The sequence below is a fragment of the Psychrobacter sp. 1Y10 genome (genome assembly GCF_052259005.1).
Classification (GTDB): Bacteria; Pseudomonadota; Gammaproteobacteria; order Pseudomonadales; family Moraxellaceae; genus Psychrobacter; species Psychrobacter saeujeotis.
In genome coordinates this window covers 179,500-197,892 of sequence record NZ_JBQQES010000004.1, presented here as the reverse complement: position 1 = coordinate 197,892, position 18,393 = coordinate 179,500, and the positions used below count along the sequence as shown (strand labels likewise).

At 43.6% G+C, this 18,393-nt stretch carries 15 protein-coding genes; 11 read left to right on the top strand and 4 right to left on the bottom strand.

Going from position 1 to position 18,393, the window contains the following annotated elements:
- Nucleotides 1-269: 269 nt before the first annotated feature.
- The 5 genes from ACTXGH_RS07635 (at nucleotide 270) to ACTXGH_RS07615 (ending at nucleotide 7,306) form a co-directional block, all read left to right on the top strand.
- The gene (locus ACTXGH_RS07635; protein ID WP_439296640.1) at nucleotides 270-1,547 is read left to right on the top strand and encodes an NRAMP family divalent metal transporter; all 1,278 of its coding nucleotides are present in this window, start codon (nucleotides 270-272) and stop codon (nucleotides 1,545-1,547) included.
- Between the two features lie 446 nt (nucleotides 1,548-1,993).
- Nucleotides 1,994-2,884, top strand: coding sequence for a methylisocitrate lyase (prpB, locus tag ACTXGH_RS07630; RefSeq protein ID WP_299220726.1), 891 nt, complete (start codon nucleotides 1,994-1,996; stop codon nucleotides 2,882-2,884).
- A 65-nt stretch (nucleotides 2,885-2,949) separates the two neighbouring features.
- A complete protein-coding gene (gene prpC, locus ACTXGH_RS07625; protein WP_439296639.1) occupies nucleotides 2,950-4,080 on the top strand; it encodes a bifunctional 2-methylcitrate synthase/citrate synthase in 1,131 nt (376 codons plus the stop codon).
- A gap of 214 nt (nucleotides 4,081-4,294) precedes the next feature.
- The gene (acnD, locus tag ACTXGH_RS07620; RefSeq protein ID WP_439296667.1) at nucleotides 4,295-6,940 is read left to right on the top strand and encodes a Fe/S-dependent 2-methylisocitrate dehydratase AcnD; all 2,646 of its coding nucleotides are present in this window, start codon (nucleotides 4,295-4,297) and stop codon (nucleotides 6,938-6,940) included.
- Nucleotides 6,941-7,057: 117 nt separating this feature from the next.
- A complete protein-coding gene (locus ACTXGH_RS07615) occupies nucleotides 7,058-7,306 on the top strand; it encodes a type II toxin-antitoxin system Phd/YefM family antitoxin (RefSeq protein ID WP_439296638.1) in 249 nt (82 codons plus the stop codon).
- On the opposite strand, the gene ACTXGH_RS07610 is transcribed toward ACTXGH_RS07615, so the two are convergent.
- Both ACTXGH_RS07610 and ACTXGH_RS07605 read right to left on the bottom strand, forming a co-directional pair.
- Nucleotides 7,290-7,580, bottom strand: a complete 291-nt coding sequence (locus ACTXGH_RS07610) for a type II toxin-antitoxin system RelE/ParE family toxin (RefSeq protein ID WP_439296637.1) — start codon at nucleotides 7,578-7,580, stop codon at nucleotides 7,290-7,292. The two genes, ACTXGH_RS07615 and ACTXGH_RS07610, sit on opposite strands and share 17 nt — an antisense overlap.
- Before the next feature lie 17 nt (nucleotides 7,581-7,597).
- Nucleotides 7,598-7,819: a TA system antitoxin ParD family protein gene (locus tag ACTXGH_RS07605; protein WP_058368813.1), complete on the bottom strand. Its 222-nt coding sequence runs from the start codon at nucleotides 7,817-7,819 to the stop codon at nucleotides 7,598-7,600.
- A 100-nt stretch (nucleotides 7,820-7,919) separates the two neighbouring features.
- Between ACTXGH_RS07605 and prpF the strand changes: the two genes are divergently transcribed.
- The 5 genes from prpF (at nucleotide 7,920) to ACTXGH_RS07580 (ending at nucleotide 14,065) form a co-directional block, all read left to right on the top strand.
- Entirely contained in the window at nucleotides 7,920-9,155 is a 1,236-nt protein-coding gene (gene prpF, locus ACTXGH_RS07600; RefSeq protein ID WP_439296636.1) for a 2-methylaconitate cis-trans isomerase PrpF, read from the top strand.
- 286 nt (nucleotides 9,156-9,441) lie between these two features.
- Nucleotides 9,442-11,307, top strand: a complete 1,866-nt coding sequence (locus ACTXGH_RS07595; protein WP_439296635.1) for an ABC transporter ATP-binding protein — start codon at nucleotides 9,442-9,444, stop codon at nucleotides 11,305-11,307.
- 43 nt (nucleotides 11,308-11,350) lie between these two features.
- Nucleotides 11,351-11,743, top strand: coding sequence for a hypothetical protein (locus ACTXGH_RS07590; RefSeq protein WP_439296634.1), 393 nt, complete (start codon nucleotides 11,351-11,353; stop codon nucleotides 11,741-11,743).
- Between the two features lie 12 nt (nucleotides 11,744-11,755).
- Entirely contained in the window at nucleotides 11,756-12,364 is a 609-nt protein-coding gene (locus ACTXGH_RS07585) for a GNAT family N-acetyltransferase (RefSeq protein ID WP_439296633.1), read from the top strand.
- A 204-nt stretch (nucleotides 12,365-12,568) separates the two neighbouring features.
- On the top strand, nucleotides 12,569-14,065 hold the full coding sequence (locus ACTXGH_RS07580; RefSeq protein WP_439296632.1) for a bifunctional 2-methylcitrate dehydratase/aconitate hydratase: 1,497 nt from the start codon (nucleotides 12,569-12,571) through the stop codon (nucleotides 14,063-14,065).
- Between the two features lie 88 nt (nucleotides 14,066-14,153).
- On the opposite strand, the gene ACTXGH_RS07575 is transcribed toward ACTXGH_RS07580, so the two are convergent.
- Together ACTXGH_RS07575 and ACTXGH_RS07570 are read right to left on the bottom strand one after the other, a co-directional pair.
- The gene (locus ACTXGH_RS07575) at nucleotides 14,154-14,936 is read right to left on the bottom strand and encodes an SDR family oxidoreductase (protein ID WP_439296631.1); all 783 of its coding nucleotides are present in this window, start codon (nucleotides 14,934-14,936) and stop codon (nucleotides 14,154-14,156) included.
- Nucleotides 14,937-15,088: 152 nt separating this feature from the next.
- The gene (locus ACTXGH_RS07570; RefSeq protein ID WP_439296630.1) at nucleotides 15,089-16,579 is read right to left on the bottom strand and encodes a nucleobase:cation symporter-2 family protein; all 1,491 of its coding nucleotides are present in this window, start codon (nucleotides 16,577-16,579) and stop codon (nucleotides 15,089-15,091) included.
- Nucleotides 16,580-16,986: 407 nt separating this feature from the next.
- Between ACTXGH_RS07570 and ACTXGH_RS07565 the strand changes: the two genes are divergently transcribed.
- The gene (locus tag ACTXGH_RS07565) at nucleotides 16,987-18,390 is read left to right on the top strand and encodes a DUF2868 domain-containing protein (protein WP_439296629.1); all 1,404 of its coding nucleotides are present in this window, start codon (nucleotides 16,987-16,989) and stop codon (nucleotides 18,388-18,390) included.
- The last annotated feature ends 3 nt before the right edge of the window (nucleotides 18,391-18,393 follow it).

Below are 18,393 nucleotides of genomic sequence, written 5' to 3'. Positions count from 1 at the left end.
ATTGTGATATAAAGAACCGCTAAAAAATAAACGATGCCAATACTTGATATTGGTTGTTTACTATGATAACCAACAGGAATAGCCATACAAGAAAATAGTAATGATAACTGGAATAATTGTTATCCTGAATAGTATTGATGTGCTAAAGTCGATACGATATGAATCGTTTTACATTTTAACCAATCCTATATAGAACGATTTTTTAATGATCATTGGCAAGCTGACACAGGTAAGTGATAATTTGCCGTTTTAACCATCTCGAGGTATTTATGACCACACGACCAATTGATAACCCTGATACGGTTAGCACCGCTCAACAAGAAGGCTTTAGCTGGCGTATCTTTGGGCCAGGTATTTTGATGGCAACTGCTGCCATCGGCGGCTCGCATCTGATTTCATCAACGCAGGCGGGGGCTATATACGGCTGGCAGCTGGCGATTATGATTATTCTGGCCAACGTCTTTAAGTACCCTTTCTTTCGTTTTGGCACAGATTATGTTTATGATACCAGCGAAAGTTTGATCGCCGGTTATGCCAAACGCTCAAAAGCGTATCTTTGGATTTACTTTGTTTTATCTATCTTATCCGCGGTGATTAGTACAGGTGCCGTGACGCTACTGGCCGCGGTAATATTGGGCTTTATGTTGCCAGCTTCTATAGGGCTGTCCAGTATCAGCTTGGCGGTCATAATCGTTGCTGTATCGTGGTTTTTTCTCATTGCTGGTCATTATAAGTTGCTCGATGGGGTGACTAAGTGGATTATGATTGCACTCGTCTCCGCAACAGTGTTAGCAGTCTTGATTGCTGCTGGCAAACCGACGGTAATGACTGCTGACTTTATTCCTACGTCTCCTTGGAATTTAGCGACTTTAGGGTTTATTGTGGCATTGATGGGTTGGATGCCAGCGCCACTTGAGTTTGCTGCCATTACTTCGATGTGGACCTCTGCAAAGAGAAAAGCGGACAATACCACTCATAAACAAGGTCTGCTTGATTTTAATGTGGGCTTTTTAGTGTCTGCTATTTTAGCGTTGTTCTTCTTATCCTTAGGTGTTTTTGTTCAATATGGCTCCGGTCAAGAGATTCAAACCGCAGGCGTTGCTTATATTGATCAGCTTATCAATATGTATACTGCTACTATTGGTGAATGGTCAAGGCTGCTGGTTGCCTTTGTCGCCTTTATGTGTATGTTTGGTACTACGATTACCTGTGCGGATGGTTATGGCCGTGCCAATGCTGAATGCTGGCGTTTGCTAAAAGGTGAGAGCGAGATTAATAAGAAGCAAGTTGCTTTTTGGACGACTTATGCAATTGGCGGTGGCTTGGTTATCATCACTTTCTTCACCGGACAATTAGGCGCTATGTTAAAGTTTGCTATGATATCAGCCTTTGTATCGGCGCCTATCTTTGGTTGGTTGAACTACACTTTAGTAAAAAATCATCAAAAACTATCAGCAGGTATGAATGCTTATTCGATAGTAAGCTTACTGTTCTTAGGAAGTGTCGCTCTATTATTTTTAGCCAACCTTGCCGGTCTGCTTGGCTAAAAGCGTGAAGCGTATTGAACAATTTAAGCCATAAATAATCAAAGCCCTTTTAGCTGCTAGCTATTAGGGCTTTTTTATTACAAAAAATGTAAAAGCCCTTCCGATGAGACGTCCCCCATAGTCAATCGACTATAATTGATGAGTTATAAACAGTGCAAGTGTAACTAAATATTTCATAGTAACTTGGTTATAGCGTGTTGTTTTTATTAATATGCATAACAGAATAGAGATATCATCAATATATAGATACTATTATTCAATAAGTGAATAATGTTAAATTAAATTAACTTTTAATAAATATTTACTAAATTTACATTAGCAATGTTTACTTCCAAATTAGAGTCAAATGCGTATACTCTAAGTTAATAAAAATTTGACCATACAAGATACTGACTAGGATTTTGTATGGTGATAATAAGATTAACCCTCCATGCAAGGACTCTCAAATGACATCATCAGCTGGCGCGCGCTTTCGCAATGCCATGAAACAAAAGAACGATAATAACCAACCACTACAAATCGTCGGTACTATTAACGCCTATACGGCCATGATGGCAACGCAAGTCGGTCATCAGGCAATATATCTATCTGGTGGCGGGGTTGCCAATGCCTCATTTGGTCTACCAGATTTGGGTATGACCAGCCTTGATAATGTGCTTGAAGATGCGCGCCGCATTACTGACGCCGTCGACACTCCACTATTAGTCGACATCGATACGGGATGGGGCGGCGCATTTAACATTAGCCAATCTGTAAGAAAAATGGAAAAAGCAGGCGTGGCAGCGGTTCATATCGAAGATCAAATCGCGCAAAAACGCTGTGGTCACCGCCCTAATAAAGAAATCGTCAGTATCTCAGAGATGGTAGACCGTCTAAAGGCTGCGCTTGATGCCAAAACTGACCCTGACTTTGTGGTAATGGCGCGTACTGATGCACTATCAGTTGAAGGGCTTGATGCGGCAGTTGAGCGAGCGGTAGCGTTTCAAGAGGCGGGCGCTGATATGATCTTTGCAGAAGCATTAACTGACATTGAGATGTATCGTAAATTTACCGATGTATTAGATATTCCGGTACTGGCCAACATGACTGAGTTTGGTCAAACTGACCTGTATACCACTGAGCAGCTACATGGCGTAGGTGTCGATATGGTGCTATATCCATTATCAGCCTTCCGTGCGATGAACAAAGCGGCATTAAACGTTTATCAACATATCTTAGATGACGGCACGCAAGAAAATGTCGTCGATACCATGCAGACACGCATGGAGCTTTATGATTTCTTAAATTATCATGAGTTTGAGCAAACCCTAGATAAGCTATTTGCGGACAATAAGTAAGAAACAGTCAATACTGTTTAACTCAATCACCTTAACAACAAGCTACCAACAAAAGGAATTTAATCATGGCAGCAGGCAAACAACTATCAGGCGCAGGACTACGTGGTCAAGTTGCTGGCAAGACGTCATTATCAACTGTCGGTAAATCAGGCTCAGGTCTTACTTACCGTGGTTATGATGTCAAAGACTTGGCTGAGCAATGTATCTTTGAAGAAGTGGCTTATCTGCTGCTTTATGGCAACCTGCCAACTCAAAGTGAGCTAGATGCTTATCAAACCAAACTCAAAAAGATGCGCGGTCTACCACAAGCATTAAAAGACGTGCTTGAGCGTATCCCAGCAGATGCTCATCCGATGGATGTATTGCGTACGGGCTGCTCAATGCTGGGTAACCTTGAGATGGAAACCGACTTTGAACAGCAAAATGATAAAACAGATCGTATGCTGGCGGTGTTCCCATCAATCATCAACTACTGGTATCGCTTTAGCCATGACAATGAGCGTATCGAGACTGAAACCGATGATGACACTATTGGAGGTCACTTTTTGCATCTGCTCAAAGGTGAGAAGCCAAATGAGCTACACGAACGCGTGATGAACGTTTCACTTATCTTGTATGCAGAGCATGAGTTTAATGCGTCTACCTTTACTGCGCGCGTTTGCGCCTCTACTTTGTCAGATATCCATTCTTGCATCACCGGTGCGATTGGTTCATTGCGCGGGCACTTGCATGGCGGCGCTAATGAGGCAGCGATGGATATGATTGAAGACTTTAGCTCACCAGATGAAGCCGAAAAAGAGATGATGGCCATGCTTGAGCGTAAAGACAAAATCATGGGCTTTGGTCACGCTATCTATAGCGAGTCTGATCCGCGTAACGTCATCATCAAACAATGGGCGGAAAAACTGGCTGAGGACGTTGGTGATACGGTTTTATACCCAGTATCGGTACGTTGTGAAGAAGTGATGTGGCGTGAGAAGAAACTGTTTTGTAATGCTGACTTTTTCCATGCCTCAACCTATAACTTTATGGGTATCCCAACCAAGCTATTTACCCCAATCTTTGTCTGCTCGCGCCTGACTGGCTGGGCAGCCCACGTCTTTGAGCAGCGTGCTAACAACCGTATTATTCGTCCAAGTGCAGAGTACATCGGTGAAGAGCCAAGAGACGTGCCTTCTATCGCTGAGCGTGGTTAATTGAGTATCGTTATTTAATAGTTTGTTTCATTATAGGGTACGTATGGCGTACCCTATCATTCTCTAAAATTATCATGATGTTTATTTAGCAAAACCTATTATTCATAATATATTTTGCTAAATAAATACTTTGACACCTAATAAAACCCACTATAAAGGAAAGCACGCCATGAGCGACAGCAAGCAGCCTTTAACGCAAGTTAATCCGCAAACCATGAATGAGCAGTATAAAAAGCCATTGCCGAATACTGATCTATATTATTTCGACGTCGAGCAAGCAGTGAATGAGATTGAGCCGGGCGCTTATGCCAAACTACCATTTAGCTCAAAAGTGCTGTGTGAAAACCTTGTCCGCCGTTGTCCACCGGAAGATTTGACCGAGGCGCTATCACAGCATATTTATCGCAAGCAAGAAGTAGATTTTCCTTGGTACCCTGCCCGCGTGGTTTGCCACGACATCTTAGGGCAGACTGCGTTTGTCGATTTGGCAGGCTTGCGTGATGCTATCGCAGCAGAAGGCGGTGATCCTGCCAAAGTGAACCCTATCGTACCAACACAGCTTATCGTCGATCACTCCTTAGCGGTCGAGCATGCAGGGTTTGAGGAAGATGCGTTTGAAAAAAACCGTGCTATCGAAGAGCGCCGTAACGAAGACCGTTTTCATTTTATCAACTGGTGTCAGTACGCCTTTGATAACGTCAACGTGGTACCACCCGGTAACGGTATCATGCACCAAATCAATCTTGAAAAAATGTCGCCAGTGGTACAAGTGGTGGCTGACCAAGACGGCGATGCCATCACCTTCCCTGATACCTTGGTCGGTACTGATAGTCACACACCAATGGTCGATGCGCTCGGCGTTATCTCTATCGGTGTCGGCGGACTAGAAGCCGAAAGCGTCATGTTGGGCAACCCTTCATACATGCGCTTGCCAAACATCGTTGGCGTTGAGCTAACCGGTAAGCTACAAGAAGGCATTACCGGTACCGATTTGGTACTCGCCATGACGGAGTTCTTACGTGAGGAAGGCGTGGTTTCCGCCTACCTAGAATTTTACGGTGAAGGCGCGCGCAATCTGACCGTTGGCGACCGTGCTTCTATCTCCAATATGACACCAGAGTACGGCGCAACGGCTGCGATGTTCTCCATCGATGAGCAAACCATTGATTATTTGCGTCTCACTGGGCGCTCAGAGCAGCAAATCGAAACGGTTGAAGCCTATGCCAAGCAGGTTGGTCTGTGGGCAGATGGTCTAAAAGATGCCGAATATGAGCGCGTGCTACGTTTTGATTTATCAAAAGTCGTGCGTAATATCGCAGGCCCGTCACGACCCCATGCGCGCGTATCGACGACTGATTTGGTAAAAGAAGGCATCGCTCATGGCGAAGGTAACAAGTTGCCAGAACCAAAAGATGGTCTGATGCCAGATGGCGCCGTCATTATTGCTGCTATCACCAGCTGTACCAATACCTCAAACCCGCGCAACATGGTGGCTGCGGGTATTGTCGCTCGTAATGCAGTAGAAAAAGGCCTGATTCGCAAACCTTGGGTGAAGTCCTCACTCGCGCCAGGCTCAAAAGCCGTTAAACTGTATTTAGAAGAAGCCAACTTATTGCCCGAGCTACAAAAACTGGGCTTCGATGTCGTCGCCTTTGCTTGTACCACTTGTAATGGCATGAGCGGTGCGCTCGACCCAGAGATTGAGCAAGAGATCATCGAGCGGGATTTGTTTAGTACCGCCGTCCTCTCAGGCAACCGCAATTTTGATGGCCGTATTCATCCATATGCCAAGCAAGCTTTCCTAGCTTCACCGCCTTTGGTGGTCGCCTATGCTATCGCTGGTAATATCCGTTTTGATATCGAAAAAGATTCACTTGGCAAAGACCAAAATGGCAACGATGTGTATCTAAAAGACATCTGGTTTGATGACGCGGAAGTTGATGCTATCGTTAAAGCCTCGGTGAAACCTGAGCAGTATAATGCCGTCTATATTCCGATGTTTGATGAAGCCAAAGCACAGGCAGGTCGTAATGAAGCGTCGGTTATCGACCCTCAGTACGACTGGCGTGAGATGAGTACTTATATCCGTCGTCCTCCGTACTGGGAAGGTAAGATGGCGGCAATGAATAAGTTAAAAGGTCTGCGTCCACTCGCTGTGCTTGGTGATAACATCACAACCGATCACATGTCGCCCTCTAACGCGATTATGGGAGATTCCGCTGCTGGCGAGTATCTCGATACGATGGGATTACCAAGCGAGGACTATAACTCATACGCCACGCATCGTGGCGACCATTTAACCGCTCAGCGCGCCACTTTTGCTAACCCGAAACTGCTCAATGAGATGGTACGTGATGAGAAAGGCGACGTTATCCAAGGGTCACTCGCTCGCGTAGAGCCAGAAGGCCAAGTCATGCGTATGTGGGAGGCGATTGAAACTTACATGAATCGTGAACAGCCGCTGATCATCATCGCCGGTGACGGTTATGGTCAAGGCTCAAGCCGTGATTGGGCGGCCAAAGGCGTGCGTCTGGCTGGCGTGGAAGTCGTTGTCGCTGAAGACTTTGAGCGTATTCATCGTCAAAACTTAGTCGGTATGGGCGCGCTTCCCGTGCAGTTTAAAGACGGCACCAACCGTGAGACGCTAAACATTGACGGGTCTGAGATTTTTGATATCGAAGGTGACGTATCAGCGGGCGGCGAGATGACGTTAGTGATTCATCGCAAAGACGGCACAGTTGATAAAACGCCTGTCATCTGCCGCTTAGATACCGCTGATGAGGTGAAGATGTATAACTCTGGCGGTATGCTACAGCGTTTTGCCAAAGAATTTATTGAAGGAACGATTGATATTGCTTAGTTTTTGGCGTAAACGCTAATAATTAGTAAATGAGCCGATGTTGTATAGAAATATGGCATCGGCCTTTTTATAGTTGATAACGTAAGTCTTAATCTCGAATTAAAAAAGAGACATCTTATGAAAACTTTCAGTTTTGCAGAAGCTAATCAAGATTTTAAACAAATTTTAGATATAGTGAACGATGATACTAATGTGGTCTGTATAAAGCATCAAAACAATGATGATGCGGTTGTCATGTCGCATGCTCATTATAATAGTTTGAAAGAGACACTTTATTCGTTAGGGTCGCCTGCAAATGCAGCGCATTCGGCTAAATCTATTGAGCAGTATCAAGCTGAAAAGGTTAGCTTTAAAGCATTAACTTAACATCACGATAAAAGTTCTCATGTGTTCCTAGCATAAGCAGCGTAAGAACGAGCTGACCATCATCTATCTGATAAGCTAATAACGTTAACTGTTTTGTCATTTTAAATTTATGGACGCGCACAGACGAAAGATCACCTGCTTTGAGTATGCCTAAATGAGGATTATCGATGATAGCCTGTACAGCAGCATCAAGGTCTGCTTTTTGATTCTTATGCAATTTTTTAACCGCTTTTTTGAATCCATGAGACTGAATAACACGTAGAAATTGAGTCATAGTTTTTCCAAATCAAACTAGCCAAATTCATAAGGCTCAGTCATACCAGCATCAACCTCTGCTTGTGCAATTAATAACTGACGAACAAACTCATAGGATAAATCGGGATTATCCTCCATAATTTGACCAATAGTTGCCCAATGCTCAATTTGCTTCGGTGGTGTCCGATGTTGTGCTTTTGCAATAGCATGAGCTTTGTCAACTAGTGACTTATTAAGTCGTATACTTGCAGTGGACATAATGTCCTCCTTATTTAATAACGCTAACCTTTGTGGTATTTTACCACAAATAAGAAATATTAACTAATCACACTATAAGAAGATACAAAGGAATGAAAAAATGACCCAACCAAAATTCGCCCCGCAAATCTCCGTACCTGCCACCTACATGCGCGGCGGTACTTCCAAAGGCACCTTCTTTAAACTATCCGACTTACCTGAGCGCTGCCAAATGGCTGGCAAGGCACGTGATAACTTTCTACTGCGCGTCATCGGCAGCCCTGACCCTTATGGCAAACAAATCGATGGTCTAGGTAATGGTAGCTCTAGCACGTCAAAAACGGTGATTCTATCTGAGGCAAGGCAAGCAGACCACGATGTCAATTATTTATTTGGACAAGTGAATATTGCCAAGCCGATGATTGATTGGGCAGGCAATTGCGGTAACTTAACCGCCGCAGTTGGTGCTTGTGCTATCAACATGGGTATCGTTGACGCGGACAAGGTTTCTAGTAGCATTGATGTCGATGCCGATAGCGGTATTTGCGAAGTGCGTATCTGGCAAGAGAATATCAGCAAAACCATCATTGCTCATGTCCCTGTATACAAAGATGAGAATGGCCAGGTGCAAGTACAAGAAACTGGCGACTTTGAATTAGACGGCGTCACCTTCCCTGCCGCCGAAGTGAAAATTGAATTTATCGATCCCGTTGACTCATCAAGCGATATGTTTCCAACAAACAATCTAGTTGATGAATTTGATGTGTCTGGTTGCGGTCTAAATACTGATAACGTTAAAGCGACCTTTATCAGCGCCGGTATCCCAACTATCTTTATGAAAAGCGATGACTTAGGGTTTACGGGGGTTGAGCTACAAGGCGATATTAACAGTGATAGCGAAACGTTAGCAAGACTAGAAAAAATACGCGCGCGTGGCGGTGTGGCGATGGGACTCTTTAAAGACGAGAGCGAGGCACAAACCAGCCAACATATTCCCAAAATCGCTTGGGTCGCCCCTGCACAAAGCTATAGCGCGTCGAGTGGTAAAGACGTCAGCGCAGACGACATCGACTTAGTGGTGCGGGCGATGAGTATGGGACAGCTGCATCATGCGATGATGGGTACGGCAGCGGTCGCTATTGCCGCGGCAGCGACTACTCAGGGAACATTAGTGAATGCAGCCGCTGGTGGTGGCGAGTTGTCAGAGGTGCGTTTTGGTCATCCTTCAGGTACGCTATTGGTTGGCGGCAAGACTGAACAAGTCGCTGGACGCTGGCAAGCCAAAAAAGTCTCCATGAGTCGCTCAGCCCGACGTATTATGGCAGGCGCAGTATTTGTGCCAGCGGATACTTTTTAAAACGTTTAGCGGTATGAAGTATGTAAGGTGATATGTAGTATGTAGGGCACGTCCCGCGCACCATTTATAATATTTGGTACTTGCAGCGTACTCTACAAAACCTTTGCAAAAAAATAGAAAACGTGGCTAACACCATAGCCTACGTTAACTTATAAATAGTGATATCTAAAATTAACAGTCATCCGCTGTATTTTTAAATAAAATGCGGGATAATAGAATAGTTACCAGCTGCTATATTTTTGACTCTAAATTTTATTGGCTTCAATCGTAAGACCAAAACCTTAATATGCCAAAACCGTTTAAACCCACACGTGTCCTAAATGATAATCCTTTCTTAAATACTGCACCCGTTGAAAAAACGGAGCGCCGTGCACTGCTGTGGAATATTCTAAAAAAGCTTGCTACCTTTGCCGCGCCTTACAAAGTGTTAATCGTAGCCACTTTAATCTTAACCGTACTTGGCTCTTTTACCGCACAGGTCAATGCCTTTGTATTGCGTTATACCGTTGATACTTTAACTGAGATTGCCGCGCTTGCCGACCCTTGGCAGGCAGGTTTGCGTATGTTAGGTATTATTAGTGCCGTGTTGTTGACTAAAGAGATATTATCGATATTCATCTCTTTTGGTCAGCGTTTTTTTGGTGAGAAAATTCGTATTAATCTGTCACGCGATTTATCACAAAAGATTATAGAACGCATTCTCACCTACCGTATGGCGTTTTATACCAGTAGTCAAAACGATAGTGGCAAGCTGCAAACCCGCATCGATTATGGTGTGATGAGCCTGACCAGCCTAGTGCAAAACTTCTTTATTGATATGCTGCCACTGTTTGCCAGTGCCATTGTGTCGCTTATTATTATGTTCTCGACCAACTTTTGGATTGGCCTCGTTGGTTTGATTATCATACCCATTTACTTTTTTATTAGTCAAAAGCAAGCTAGGCGCTTACAAGGTTACCGCCGGCAGATGCGCGGCTTTCGGGAGGCCAAAAGCGGGCTTGTTATCTCGCTTATTAACTCTATTAGCGTGGTCAAATCCTTCGTCCGTGAGCCGATCGAGGCGCAAAAGCATCTAAAGATTCAAAAAGAGATGACAGGCAATCAGCTGCGCATTCGTAGCATTGGCTTTATCTATGATGCGGTAAAGACCTTTATTGAGCAAATTGGCATCGTCATTATTATTTTATTGACTGCCTATTTTGTCTTACAAGGCGAGATGACCATCGGCATGGTTTTGTTTCATGTACTGCTGTTTCAGAACGTCGCCGCCCCTATCCGTCAATTGCATCGCATTTATGATCAGATCAATAATGCGCTCACTTATGCAGAAGGGTTTTTTGAGATATTGGAAGATGACAAACAAGTTGAGAATATTGACGGTATCAGTAGTAAAGATCTGCAGGGTCATATTGAGCTAAAAAACGTCGATTTTACTTATCCTAACGGCACGCAAGCACTAAAAGACGTCAGTTTTGAGATTCGTCCCAATCGTATTACCGCTCTTGTTGGCCTCTCTGGCGCTGGCAAGAGCACCATTATTAGCTTGTTAGTCAAGTTCTACGAGCCAGACGCAGGCGTGATCTACTTGGATGGTCATGATTTAGCAGACTGTGATACTCATGATTTACGTCACAATATTGGCTTAGTATTACAGAGTAATCATATTTTCTCAGGGACTATCAGCGAAAATATCCGTTATGGCGATACCAATGCGATACAAGAGGACATTATTGTCGCTGCCAAAAAAGCCTCGATTCATGAGCAAGTTATGAAGCTTAAAGATGGTTATGAGAGTACGGCAAAATCACTATCAGGTGGTCAGCAGCAACGCATTGCGCTGGCAAGGATGTTTTTAAAAGATCCACCGATTGTGTTCTTAGATGAACCAACCGCCAGCCTGGATGCTATCGCCAGTCAGCAGGTCAAAAAAAGCTTAGATTTAATCAAAAAAGATCGTACGGTGATTATGGTGTCGCACAATATCGCGCAGATTATTGACGCCGATGATTTGGTAGTAATAGAAAACGGTCAAGTAGTTGAGACTGGGACGCATGAAGATCTGTATGATAAAGGTGGTAAGTATTATGAGATATTTAGCGCCATGTCGGATAGTTTAAACTTGGACAAAATTAGACAAACACTCCATGGTTAAGCCTATATAATGTTAAATTAACTTAAAGTATATTGAGAAAAAAATGTTAATGAACTCAGTAAGTGCAGTCAATCTTCAGAAAAAAACCATGATGATGTGCGCGGCTGTGCCACAAATTATGGCTTCTAGAGTTTGGATGCTTGCCACCTCTCCTATGAACCCCACATTGCAACAAAAAGAGATATTTACTATGGTTGAAGAAAAGCAAAAAGCTTTTGTAGATTCTATTAGTGATATAAATTTGCAAATTATGTCATCACAATCGGTTTTATTAAATAAATGGATGAGCAGCTGTCAACGTTTTATGTTAGGGCATTATCATGCTTTTAATAACTTTGAGCATGATATCGATGAAGAAACGATTAAAATATTAGATAAAGGCATTAGTCCTTATGCAGCGACTGTAAAGGTAAACCAAAAACGTCTAAACCGTTAAGAATCATTAATTATGACCTGTGAATTTTCTATAAAAACCTTTGATGAGCTGACCTCAGTTGACCTCTATCATATTTTAAAGGCCCGCTCGCAAGTATTCGTTGTCGAGCAACACTGTGCTTACCAAGATATGGATGAGGTAGACTTTGATTGCTTGCATCTGATCGCTCATAAGGATGAGGCGCTGGTTGGCTATTGTCGCATTATTGGACCTAAATTTAATCCCAAAAATTATTTAGAAAACTCAGCACACTCAATGCCTGCTATCGGAAGAGTGCTGGTATTAAGCGATCATCGAGGCTATGGTTTAGCACGGCAAATCATGACGCATGCCATCAAGTATTGCCGCAAAAAGTACGGTAAAAAACCGATTATTATCTCAGCACAGACCTATTTGCTCAGCTTTTACGAATCATTGGGGTTTGTTCCTGAAGGTCCTGTGTATCTTGAAGACAATATCGAACATATCACCATGGTCTTACCCATTTTAAAAAAGGGTAAAGTAAAATTTCAGAAATCAGCTGGCTCTGAAAGTTCAGGATTTGTCACCAAATTGTTGAGTTTTTTGCTTTTAGTATTGAGCCTCTTATTCATCGCAGGCTTAATCTACTTGATGACTTAAGTGGCTGACTTGATTTGATAAAATTGACGCAATCATGAGATCTTACGTATAAAGCCTCAAACGATAAAGTTCTTTTACATGACTTCACTGTTGTTCTATATTGATTGTGCTACTTTTGAGTCATGACTATGATCGTAAGACTGAAGATACTGATAAACGGTCGATAGTCAAAAAATCATCTGACTCAAGGAAGAGGTAACGACTATGTCTAATGTAGAAAGCAATGTCCGTCCAGAATATGATGACGAGATTCAAAAAATCGCCGATTATGTTCTCAACTACTCTATTGATGACTCTCCAAATAGCGCCGATGCTTGGACGACTGCACGTCACTGTCTAATGGATACGCTAGGCTGTGGCCTTTTGGCACTACGTTTTCCTGAATGTACCAAGCATCTAGGGCCTGAATGCATCGATCAGATAACGCCTAATGGCGCGCGCGTCCCCGGTACTTCTCATCGACTAGATCCCATCAAGGCCGCTTTTGATATTGGCTGTATGGTGCGCTGGCTTGATTATAATGATACATGGCTTGCCGCTGAATGGGGGCATCCCTCAGACAACTTGGGTGGCATCTTGGCAGTGGCCGACTATATTAGTCAGCAAAACGTCAGTAAAGGTCGCGCAGCGCTTACTATGAAAGATGTGCTGGAATCTATGATTATGGCGCATGAAATCCAAGGTGTTATGGCGCTTGAAAACTCATTTAACCGCGTGGGTATGGATCATGTATTCTTGGTCAAACTTGCATCAACCGCTGTCGTTGCTAAATTATACGACCTACCACGTGAGCGCATTATGGCCGCGATCTCACAAGCCCTTGTTGATGGTCAAGCGCTACGTACCTATCGCCATGCACCGAATGCTGGTAGCCGTAAATCATGGGCAGCAGGTGATGCAACCAGCCGAGCGGTACGCTTGGTCGATATCACCCGTCGCGGCGAGATGGGAATCCCTGGTGCACTGACCGCGCCGCAATGGGGATTTTATGATGTATTATTTAGTCATACCAATAAAGATCTCGCACTCAAGCCTGAAGATGAGCGCCGCTTTACTTTTCAGCGTGACTTTGGCACCTATGTGATGGAAAACATACTATTTAAGATAAGTTTCCCCGCAGAGTTTCATGCACAAACCGCCTGTGAAGCCGCAGTTATTCTACATCCGCGCATCGAAGATAGAATTGATGAGATTGAAAAAATCGTCCTGACCACGCATGACTCAGCGATTCGAATCATCTCAAAAGAAGGCGCGCTTGCCAATCCTGCTGATCGTGATCACTGCCTACAATATATGGTTGCCGTCCCTCTACTAACTGGCGATCTCATGGCAGAGAACTATGAAGATGACTATCATGAGCAGCATCTATCCATTGATGAGCTGCGTAGCAAAATGGTGGTAGAAGAGGACGAGCGCTACTCAGCAGACTATCATGACCCAAGCAAGCGCTCAATTGCCAATGCGATTCAAATCTTCTTTGAAAATGGCACTAGTACCGATAAAGTCGCTGTGGAATACCCGATCGGACACAAACGCCGCCGTGAAGAAGGCATTCCTATACTAGAAGCAAAGTTTCGCGCCAGTTTAGCGACTCGCTTTATTGAGAGCCGTTGTGACGAGATTGTTGCGCTATGCGACGATCAAAGTCGATTAGAGCAGACGCCTGTTCATGAGTTTATGGACTTGTTTGTTATCAATTAGAGTGCTATAAATAAAAAGGGTATGTCATTGATTGAATTATGACATACCCTTTTTCTTATTTTAACAATTCACTTTTTTAAGTCCTTTTTTACCACGGGATTGTCTCCCCTGCCCAGTCGACAAAACTCCCCGATTGGGCAGCGCTCATACCTGACAGTACCTCTAGTAGACATTCTGCACTATAGGCTGGCGAGAATAACTGTCCATCAGCGACATTACCCTGAAATGGTGCTGACAACTGGGTGTTGACCGTTCCTGGCTGCATGACCACTATGCACACATCTTTTAATGAGCGTTCCCATTCAATGCTTAGGTTTTTCATGCCCATATTCAGCGCAGCCTTACTCATTCTATAGCTATACCAGCCACCCAATTGATTGTCACCAATGCTGCCCACACGTGCCGATATAGTCGCAAATATCGCCGGCTTATCAGTACTGCGCTTGGCTTTGGCAAGTAACGGCCTGACATGCTTAGCTATAAGTAGCCCTGCTAGTGCATTGATTTGCATATTCTGTAAGAAAAATTCCGTTTCAACTTGGCGGAGTGCCTTTTCTGGTTGTGACTTTTTAGTATGTAATAGCCCTACACAGTTAATGACCCAATCAAGATGGGTGCTCTGTTGCTTTATGTCCTCAACGGCTTGTTTGATACTACTCTCATCACTGACATCCATTTGTAACCAGTACAAATTAGCCGCTTCAAAGTCGGGGACGTTTCTATGATAAGTGGCAAAGACTCTAACCTGCGTGCTGTTGTTGCTTTGCTCATCGGTAGTCGCTTGCACCAGCTGTCTAACCATTGCCTGACCAATGCCCCCTGTTCCACCGATGATTAGGTAGGTTTTGTCTTTCTTACTTATATTACTCATACCGACTCCTTGTCATCTGTTTATCTTAATGGGTTATTTAGGCTGATTTTTTAATATTACATTTTTTAATATTACTATGGCATAAGATGACAGATAAAAAAACCGCCTTTGTCAATAAGCGGTTTAGTATCTTAAGTCATATAAAAGAGAGATTAATGATGAGCAACCTGCCTTTGATCAGGCTCCACAGGTACCTCTTGTCCGTCACAATCGAATAATTTACCCTCAACAAAATAATCACCCTCATTCAAATCTACAATAATATCAGAGCGTACTGTCCTGATCTCCGTACCAGCTACAAACACTGATTGTTGATCTGAGTTACCTATTTTTAAGTGATTAAATAATAAATTGAGTAAAATGGCCATAATAGCAGTAGAGCTAATGCCAGAATGAAAAATCGTGGCAAACCAATCTGGGAACTGGTCATAGAAAGCTGGGGCGGCAATTGGTAACATGCCAAAGCCGATAGAGGTAGCAACGATAATAAGGTTCATATTATTCTCGTAGCTTACCTGCGCAAGGGTACGAATACCGCTCGCGGCGACCGTGCCAAACAACACGATACCAGCACCGCCTAATACAGCAGTAGGAACAGTCGCAATGACACGGCCCATGATTGGTAATAGTCCCAATGTCACCAAAATAATACCAGCGGCAGCAACGACAAAGCGGCTTTTTACGTTAGTCACAGCAACTAAACCTACGTTTTGCGCAAATGCACTTTGGGTAAATGAACCAAAAAACGGTGCCACGATACTTGAAATCATATCTGCACGTAGGCCATCGCCTAAACGACGTGAATCGATTTCGGTGTCAATAATATCACCAACGGCTAAAATATCTGCTGAAGTCTCTACCAAAATGACCAGCACCACAATAAACATAGAGATAATAGCTGCAATCTCAAAGGTTGGCATACCAAAATAGATGGGAGTAGGAAAGGCAAAGATAGGTCCTGTCATCAGACCAGAAAAATCAACCATACCAACTGCCCAAGCGGCAAAAGTACCGATGACCATAGCGAGTAGTATCGACAAGCGACTGATAGCGGCACTGCCAAGTTTACTTAATAACAGCACCAATGCTAGCGTAAAGGCGGCTAAACCAATATTGATCATGCTACCAAAATCAGGCTTATTACTATTACCGCCCATCGACCAGCGCGCTGCTACGGGCATCAAGGTCAAGCCAATGGTTGTGATGACAGCGCCTGTGACCAGTGGCGGGAAGAATTTAATAATCATTGAAAAAACAGGGGTGATTAAAAGCCCGAGAACGGATGCAGCAATGACAGCACCAAATACCGATGGTAAACCGCCTCCTGCAGTGACAATCGCCACAATAGTCGCGACACTTGCAAAAGAGACCCCTTGCACCAGTGGCAGCTGACAACCAAAAAACGGCAGTCCAAGCGTTTGTAATAATGTTGCTAAACCGCCAACGAATAAAGATGCGGCAATCAGTAAGCCAATCTCAGCAGGTACTAGACCTGCTGCTTGCCCAACAATCAGTGGCACAGCAATAATACCACCATACATAGTTAGTACGTGTTGGAAGCCATAAGCAATATTGGCGACAGTGCCTAGGTTTTCATCTTCTGGCCGTTCTAATAGAGGTTGAGAAGTAGATTTGATATCCATAGATAGATGTGCTCCCTGCATAATCTATTATTAATCTATTTTAGATATGTATATTTTGTCTAAAGCCTAAAATAAAGCTTAAATACAACCACAATCGTATTGTCTAGCTTTGCTATAAACGATCACTAGAGTCCATATCTGTGGCAGAGACTCTTTAAGAAGAGAAGGTATAGTAGATTACGATATGATTGAATATGTCATAATATTTATAACTTAATTTTAGGGTAGATTTTATTATCCATAACTACTGGTTGTATTTTGACCATTTGGTCAGCTTTTTATTTTACCCTTATTTCTTGTTTATTCAAGCAAGAATGAAAATAATCTTGAATAGGTTACAATGTTCGTAATAGTTGTTTACTTTACTGGATTAATGTTTGTTCTATTTATATGGATATCTCCCTATCATGCTATCACCCCAAGACCAATTAACTGAGCTGGTACGTACGCTTGAGACCGAGCAGCACGTCTTTACGACCGATCCTTTATTGGTAACCGAAAAATTACAGGCAGAAGACGGTAAGCCGATTCAAAAGCTCCATCGGCGAGCTTCGCGTATTGACAGTAATGGCAATCTTGCACGGATACTGGGGAAAATCGATGGCCGCATTAAAGGCATCATGATAGTCATGAGCATCGTCTGGTGCGTGTCAGGATTTTTGGGTTTGTTTACCTTATTGCAGACCAACGTGGTCAATTTTTTCTATGTGTTGGTTTGCCTGCTGGGCTTTCATACATTGATGCTCGGTGGCTGGCTCGTGATGACACTGATTAATCAAGGTCGCCAGTCGCCCAGTTGGTTTGCAAACTTTGTGAGTCCCAGCTACCTAATACGTGGTAAGGACGATGTCACTAAGGCGGCAGTCGAGTTATACGAGCGTCAATTGCAGCATAGTGGGATGCGCTGGTATCTAGGTCGGTTTAGTCATCAATTGTGGCTGGCAACACTGACAGGCATGATGTTTGCGATTATTTTTTTATTAATTGTACGTCAGTATAGCTTTAGCTGGGAGTCGACGTTACTATCAGATCAGGCGCTGATTGGCTTGACCCAAGTACTTGGCTGGCTGCCCAGTATGGTTGGTTTCGATGTGCCGGACAATGCTGCTATTGTGCAGAGCCGACTGGTCACAGATGCCATGCCACTATCTGTCGCGCGGCAATGGGCAAGTTTGTTAATTGGTAGCCTAATTATGTATGGTATCGTTCCACGGGCGATCGCTTGGACATTTTGTGCGCTAATGTTTCGCCGCAAAAAAATGCGCTTGGATATTAAACTCCCCTATTATCAAAAGATTTTAAGCTTTTGGCAGCGTCAAGTAGTAGATGCCGATGATTTCAATGAAGCACCAGTACCGGTAGCACCAAAGGCGAGCGTTAGTGCGGGCAAGAAGCTGGTTGCGTTACTTGAGTATCCATCAGAGCAGGATCATTGGTGGCAAGCAGGTCTTGAGGGTACTGATAGCAATAGCGAGGTTGAAGATTTCGGTATCGTTGATGACCGGGATGATATGGATCGCCTAACGACCTATTTGGAGCAAAATCCAGTACAAGTATTGCTAGGTATTCATAGTCAGGCATTGCCAGATCGCGGCACCCTGCGTAAGCTTGATCGCATTGCTACTCACGCAAAACATGGCCTCAACGTTCAATTGTTAAATAATGACAGAACGGATAGCGCCGATATTAATGATATCTCAACATCTGTGGTGGTTACTGACCCGAAATCGCCTCAGACTATCCGTTATCAACAATGGCAAACGGCATTAGCCGCACGTAATATTGGCTTGGTAGAGAGTCGCTCATTATAAGGT